This is a genomic window from Streptomyces huiliensis, assembly GCF_020037025.1.
GTDB lineage: Bacteria > Actinomycetota > Actinomycetes > Streptomycetales > Streptomycetaceae > Streptomyces > Streptomyces huiliensis.
Genome location: NZ_JAIQLH010000419.1, coordinates 1 through 5,130 on the forward strand (window position 1 = coordinate 1; position 5,130 = coordinate 5,130).

Annotated in this window: 4 protein-coding genes; 2 read left to right on the top strand and 2 right to left on the bottom strand. The window is 73.0% G+C overall.

Going from position 1 to position 5,130, the window contains the following annotated elements; genetic code table 11:
* Nucleotides 1–1,283, bottom strand: a 1,283-nt coding sequence (locus JNW98_RS34515; RefSeq protein ID WP_223772232.1) for a glycoside hydrolase family 15 protein, incomplete at its 3' end; no start/stop codon positions are given.
* A gap of 233 nt (nucleotides 1,284–1,516) precedes the next feature.
* Between JNW98_RS34515 and ctaD the strand changes: the two genes are divergently transcribed.
* Both ctaD and ctaF read left to right on the top strand, forming a co-directional pair.
* Nucleotides 1,517–3,247, top strand: coding sequence for an aa3-type cytochrome oxidase subunit I (gene ctaD / locus JNW98_RS34520; RefSeq protein ID WP_223772233.1), 1,731 nt, complete (start codon nucleotides 1,517–1,519; stop codon nucleotides 3,245–3,247).
* Between the two features lie 27 nt (nucleotides 3,248–3,274).
* Nucleotides 3,275–3,676, top strand: coding sequence for an aa3-type cytochrome oxidase subunit IV (gene ctaF, locus JNW98_RS34525; protein ID WP_223772234.1), 402 nt, complete (start codon nucleotides 3,275–3,277; stop codon nucleotides 3,674–3,676).
* 59 nt (nucleotides 3,677–3,735) lie between these two features.
* On the opposite strand, the gene qcrB is transcribed toward ctaF, so the two are convergent.
* Nucleotides 3,736–5,130, bottom strand: a 1,395-nt coding sequence (qcrB, locus tag JNW98_RS34530; RefSeq protein WP_223772235.1) for a cytochrome bc1 complex cytochrome b subunit, incomplete at its 5' end; no start/stop codon positions are given.

The following is a 5,130-nucleotide window of genomic DNA, read 5'->3' on the forward strand; positions in this document are numbered from 1 at the left end:
CCGGCGGCGGCGACGCGCCGCAGGCCGGCGGCGCAGGCCAGCCGGCTGTGCGCCCAGAGCCGCGGGCGGAGTTCCCAGACGCCGGCGTCGGGTTCGCCGTGCCGCCGGGCGATGGTGTCCGCGGCGATGACGGCCGCCCGCCATCCGTCGGCGTCGAGCCGGCCGTGCTCGGCGGCGGTGCCGAGCAGGAGCAGGGACTCGCCGAAGACGTCGAGCTGGAACTGGCCGCTGACCTTGTTGCCGACGCGGTCGAACCCGCCGGGATAGCCCGGCAGGTCGAGCTCGCGCTCGTCGGGGATGCGCCGCCCGTCCACGGTGTAGGCGGGGGCGGTGCGGGGCCCGTCCTCGTGCAGGCGGGCGGTGACGAACCGGACGGCGTCGTCCAGCAGCGCCGTGTCCCCGGCGACGGCGACGGCCTGGCCGGCGTAGCACTGGTCGCGGATCCACACGTAGCGGTAGTCGTAGTTCCGGCCCTCCTCGGCGCGCTCGGGGAGGCTGGTGGTCGCCGCGGCCACCATGCCGCCGGAGGCGGCCGTCAGCCCGCGCAGGACGGTGTACGCCCGGCGGGCGTCGGTCCGGGCGACCGTGCCGTCGAACGGCGGGACGGCCGCGTGCCAGGCCCCCTCGGTGGCCCGCCACAGGGCGTCGGGGTCGGGCGGCCGGTCGGGCAGCGGCCGGTCACCGATCTCCAGGACGAGGTCGAGGCGGCCGCCGGCCTCGACCGTCGGCTCGGTCACCAGCCGCCGGCCCCGCGCGTCCGCCGGCCGCGGGTCGGGGAACCGGCCGGACCAGCGCACCGCGAGGTCGCCCGCGTGCCCGGCCCACACGCCGGGGGCCCGGCGGGCGAAGCCCCGCAGCGGGTACCGGCCGAAGCCCGCGCACGGTTCGAGGGCGACGGTCATCCGGGCGGCGGCGTTCCGGCAGGGCGTGATCCGGCGGAGGAGGACGGCGCGGTGCGGGTCGCCGGGGAAGGCGAGTGCCTCGCGGCACTCGACGATGCCGTGGTCGGTGACCCAGCGGCTGCGCCAGATGAGCGTCCCCTCCTCGTAGTAACCGCCCCACACGCACCGCCCCGCCGGGGTGACGAGGTAGACGCCCGTCCCGCCGACCAGGGTGGAGAAGACGGCGTCCGAGTCCCACCGGGGCGCGCACATCCAGGCGTACTCGCCGCGGGGGCCCACGATGACGCCGCGCTCGCCGTCGGCGAGCAGCGCGTACTGCCGCAACGGCTGGGGCGCGAGGTTCCCTCCGTCGGGCGTGCTCTCCGGTGTCGTCCCGGTCATCCTGGTGCCGTCCCGGTCATCGTCCCTCTTCGGCCGGCGTCCTCCCGCTCGCGGGTCCGCGCGAGCGCAGGGGGTTCCCTAACCGTCGGGCGTGCGGGGCAAACCGGCGCGGAGTGACCGGAAAAGGACGAGCGCCGGATGCCGCCCCCGAGGTTTCGGACGCGGGTGTCGCGGCTACACCGCAGGCGCCGGTTTCCACCCGGTTCGCCCCTCGCTCTCGTCCCGGAGGCCCCATGCCCCAGCCGGATGCCCTCCGGTTCGCCGAACCGCCGCCGGCCGCCGGCGACCCCCGTGCCAACCCCCGCGTCCGGACGGGGCAGCGGATCAGGGAGTACGTGACCACCACCGATCACAAGACGATCGGCAACCTGTACCTGGTCACGTCGTTCGGCTTCTTCCTGCTCGGCGGGGTGCTGGCGATGCTGATGCGCGCCGAGCTGGCGCGCCCGGGCCTCCAGATCGTCAGCAACGCGCAGTACAACCAGCTGTTCACGATCCACGGCACGGTCATGATGCTGCTGTTCGCGACCCCGACGTTCACCGGCTTCGCCAACGCGATCATGCCGTTGCAGATCGGCGCCCCGGACGTCGCCTTCCCCCGGCTCAACGCCCTGACGTACTGGCTGTTCCTGTTCGGCGGGCTGACCGTGGTGTCCGGGCTCGTCGTGCCCGGCGGGGCGGCGTCCTTCGGCTGGTTCGCCTACACCCCGCTCAGCGGCGCGGTCCACTCCCCCGGCGCGGGCGGCGACCTGTGGGCGATGGGGCTGGTCCTGGCGGGACTGAGCACGACCCTGGGGTCCGTCAACTTCATCGCCACCATCCTGTGCCTCCGGGCCCCCGGACTGACGATGTTCCGCATGCCGATCTTCACCTGGAACGTCCTCTTCACCTCGATCCTGGCGCTGCTGGCGTTCCCCGTGCTGACGGCGGCGCTGCTCGCCCTGGAGGCGGACCGGAAGTTCGGCGCGCGCGTCTACGACCCGGCCAACGGCGGGGCGCTGCTGTGGCAGCACCTGTTCTGGTTCTTCGGGCATCCGGAGGTCTACATCGTCGCCCTGCCGTTCTTCGGGGTGGTCACCGAGATCATCCCGGTGTTCAGCCGGAAGCCCGTCTTCGGGTACGTCGGCATGGTCGGCGCGACCATCTCCATCACCATGCTCTCGGCCGTCGTGTGGGCCCACCACATGTTCGCCACCGGCGCCGTCCTGCTGCCGTTCTTCTCGCTGATGTCGTTCCTGATCGCGGTGCCGACGGGCATCAAGTTCTTCAACTGGATCGGCACGATGTGGCGCGGCAGCATCTCCTTCGAGACCCCGATGGTGTGGGCGATCGGCTTCCTCGTCACCTTCCTGCTCGGCGGGCTGAGCGGCGTGCTCGTGGCCTCGCCGCCGCTCGACTTCCACCTCACCGACTCGTACTTCGTCGTCGCCCACCTGCACTACGTCCTCTTCGGGACGATCGTCTTCGCCATGTTCGGGGGCTTCTACTTCTGGTGGCCCAAGATGACGGGCCGCATGCTGGACGAGCGGCTGGGCAAGGTGCACTTCTGGACGCTGTTCACGGGGTTCCAGCTGACGTTCCTGGTGCAGCACTGGCTGGGCGAGGCGGGCATGCCCCGCCGTTACGCCGACTACCTGGCCGCCGACGGCTTCACCACCCTCAACACGGTCTCCTCCGTCGGCGCGTTCCTGCTGGGCGGGTCCACGCTGCCGTTCCTCTACAACGTCTGGAAGACCGCCCGGCTGGGCCGCCCGGTCGAGGTGGACGACCCCTGGGGGTACGGCCGGTCCCTGGAGTGGGCCACCTCCTGCCCGCCGCCGCGCCACAACTTCCACGCGCTGCCCCGCGTCCGCTCCGACTCGCCCGCCTTCGACCTGCACCACCCGGAGGCGCGCGCGCTCCGCCGCGGGACGGGCGCGGGCGCGGAACCCACCCCCGATCCGCTGGGAGAGCACAAGCCGTGAGGTCGCCACGAGAGCCGTGAGGTCGCCATGAGAGCGGAATCCCACCTGTTCGCCGGTGTCGCCGTGTTCTTCCTCGGCACCGACGCCGTCTACGCCTGGCTGGCCCGGGAGCCCGCGGGCGTGGCCGCGCTGACCGTCTCCTGCCTGATGTCGGCCGTGATCGCCTTCTTCTGCGCGATGAACCACCGGCGCAAGGGCGGGCGCCCGGAGGACGCCCCCGACGCGGAGGTACGCGACCGGGCCGGCCGCATCGACTTCTTCCCGCCGGAGAGCGCGTACCCGCCGGTCACCGCCGCGGGCATGACGCTGATGGCGATCGGCGTCGTCTACGGGCTGTGGCTGTTCCTCATCGGCTGCGGGGTGCTGCTGGGGGGCGTGTCCGGCATGGTCTTCCAGTTCGCCCGCGTCTCGGACGGCGCGGACGGGTGAGGCGGGCGCGGGCGGGTGAGGCGGGCGCGGGCGGGTCAACGGGTGCGGCGGAAGCCGGCTCACTCCTCCTCCGCCCCGGGCAGCGGCGCCGCCAGCTTTCCGCCGAGTCGCAGGCGCTCCTCGTCCGTCGCCGGCAGGTCGACCCGGTCGCGGTAGTACCAGGCGCTCAGCGCCGCCCGCAGCCGGTGCCGGCGCGCCGCCCCCTCCCCCGGGCGGGCGAGGGGCCGCGGCACGTCCCGTACCAGCAGCTCGTAGCGGTGCGCCGGGTCGAGCGGGCGGTGCCTGCCCGAGATGCCGCCGGCGGCGCTCTGGACCGTCTCGCCGGTCGCCTCCCCCTCCTCCAGCAGCCGCCGGTCATGGGCCCGTAGAGCCAGGCAGGCCCGCTTGGTCAGCATGAACGCGACGACCGGGCCGACGACCAGCGCCACCCGGAGGATCCAGGTGAGGGTCTCCACCGAGACCCGGAAGACCGACGCGGCGACGTCGTTGCCGGCCGCGGCCAGCAGCACCCCGTAGCAGACGAGGGCGGCCACACCCAGGGCCGTGCGCACCGGGCGGTCGCGCGGCCGGTCGCACAGGTGGTGTTCCGTCAGGTCGCCCGTCACCCACCGTTCGAAGAAGGGGTACAGGTAGAGGACGAGGAACAGCAGGCCGGGCAGCAGCACGGCGGGGATGAAGACGTTCCACATGACGGTGTGCCCGGCCACCGCGTTCTCCCACGGCGGCATCAGCCGCAGCGCGCCCTCCAGGAAGCCGACGTACCAGTCGGGCTGGGCGCCGGTCGACGCCTGGTCGGTGCGGTAGGGGCCGAAGTCCCAGACGGGGTTGATCTGGGCGACGCCGCCGAGGACGGCGAGCACCCCGAACACCATCAGGCACAGCCCGGCCGACCGGGTCGTGAACTGCGGCACCATCGGCCGGCCGACGACGTTCCGGTTGGTCCTGCCCGGCCCGGACCACTGGGTGTGCTTGAGGTAGACCACCATCACCAGGTGGACGCCGATCAGCGCCATCATCGCCAGCGGGACGAAGAACACGTGGGTGGCGTAGAGGCGGTGGATGATCGAGTGCCCCGGGTAGGAGCCGCCCCAGAGCAGGAAGCCCAGGTACGTGCCGGCGACCGGGATCGACGTCACGATCGTGTACGCGGTCCGCATCCCCGTCCCGGACAGCAGGTCGTCCGGCAGCGAGTAGCCGCAGAAGCCCTCCAGCAGGGCGAACAGGAACAGGGTGACGCCGAGGACCCAGTTGAGTTCGCGGGGGCGGCGGAAGGCGCCCGTGAAGAAGACGCGCAGCAGGTGCAGGCCGACGGCGGCGACGAACACCAGGGCGGCCCAGTGGTGCGTCTGGCGGATCAGCAGTCCCCCGCGCACGTCGAAGCTGATGTGCAGCGTCGAGGCGTAGGCGTCCGAGACGAGGAGGCCGCGCAGGGGGCCGTACGAGCCGTCGTACAC

Excerpts from the sequence above, each read along its gene's own strand:
- ctaF (WP_223772234.1), top strand. The coding sequence starts at position 3,275 with ATGAGAGCGGAATCCCACCTGTTCGCCGGTGTCGCCGTGTTCTTCCTC.
- ctaD (WP_223772233.1), top strand. The coding sequence starts at position 1,517 with ATGCCCCAGCCGGATGCCCTCCGGTTCGCCGAACCGCCGCCGGCCGCC.